The following is a 1,316-nucleotide window of genomic DNA, read 5'->3' as shown; positions in this document are numbered from 1 at the left end:
ATTGGATGCCAGATGACGATGTACGAAGTCTTCTGATCAACAAGGGATTTGATTCCACCTACGGGGCCAGACATATGAGACGTACCGTCCGGACTACGCTGTTGGCGCCGATCGCCGAAGCAGTCGTGACCGCTCCCGACGCAGACAACCAATCTCACCACACACTGTCCACGACAGTGGCGCAGGGAGGAATCGTCGCCACCGTCACCCGGGCTGTGTCGTAGACACTGGAAGAGACCGACTGTGCGAATCACTGCTATTTGGGCACACCGCCGGGAATCACTGCTACCAGGCCGCCGATCGCTCCGACGGCGCCGCCCCTGTCAACGTAGATCGCAGCATAGTGATTGTTGAACAGCGACCGTGTCCGATGACACCTCAGTTGGGAGTGGTGACAGCTACTTGAGAGCCACTGACCCGCATATTGCGGCTACCGGCTTGCGTAGTTCGCTGCCATCTGAAGCGAGATTCCATGGTTTCGTGGCGGCGACTGTCCTCAGTGACAGCCGATGTGAGAGTTCGGCGTGGATTCTTTCAGGTTGGCGAGTTCGAAGTCCTAGGCTGGTGTCACCGGGTCCCATCTAGGGTGGCGTAGTGTCAACTACGTTGGCACCCGACAGGCTGCGAACTGACGTAGAGTTTGCTCACGACAGATGTACTGATCAGGTGCCGGGTTCTGAGGTGTCGAGTTTTCGGTGGGGTTGGACGCAGCACGTGGCGGAGCGGACCCAGGCGGGCGGCGCTGGCGCCCAACCTGGGCGTGGTCTCTGTCGGCGACGACACCGCCTCTTCCTGGTGGACACCCCGGAGCAGCGGCGGATCGGGATCTCCGACTCCCTCGAGCTGGCGTGGCGGGACTGGCTCGGCTCCGCCGGGTTCGACCGCCCCGAGGGCCACTGGCCGCGGCAGTGGGCGCGGGCGTACGTCGAGTTCGCCGCCGGGGAGAAGCGAAAATACCTGCACGACCTGGGCCTGCGGATCATCCCCACCGTCGGCGGGGAACGTGGACCTGCTGCAGACGCTCACGCACGCCAGGCTCGCCGCCCCGTGAGGTCGAGGGCGGCTGCCAGGCTCGAGCAGCAGCGCGACCAGCCTGAGTTGGGCGTCGAAGGACAGCCCCGCCTCGGGCTCGTCGCCGAGTACGTGTACGGGACGGACCGCTGGGAAGGCTTCCGTGTGCACCCGCTGCCGGCTTCGGTGGCGGCGGCGTGCACGGCTACAACTCGTTGGAGGGCACGTTCCTCGGAGGCTGCATCTTCTCGGGGATGAAGGCCGGCCGGGCGATGGCGCGGGAGGTCTGATCGAGGCAGGCACCG

2 pseudogenes are annotated in these 1,316 nt (G+C 64.6%); both read left to right on the top strand.

Annotation, left to right across the window (positions count from 1 at the left end):
- Positions 1-224: pseudogene (locus tag ACH4F2_RS36175) on the top strand (hypothetical protein); the annotation flags it as partial.
- A gap of 562 nt (positions 225-786) precedes the next feature.
- Positions 787-1,008 (top strand): annotated as a pseudogene (locus ACH4F2_RS36170) (FAD-binding protein); the annotation flags it as partial.
- Positions 1,009-1,316 lie beyond the last annotated feature (308 nt).

The sequence above is a fragment of the Streptomyces sp. NPDC017890 genome, from assembly GCF_044328675.1.
GTDB lineage: Bacteria > Actinomycetota > Actinomycetes > Streptomycetales > Streptomycetaceae > Streptomyces.
This window is presented reverse-complemented; position numbering and strand designations above follow the sequence as displayed.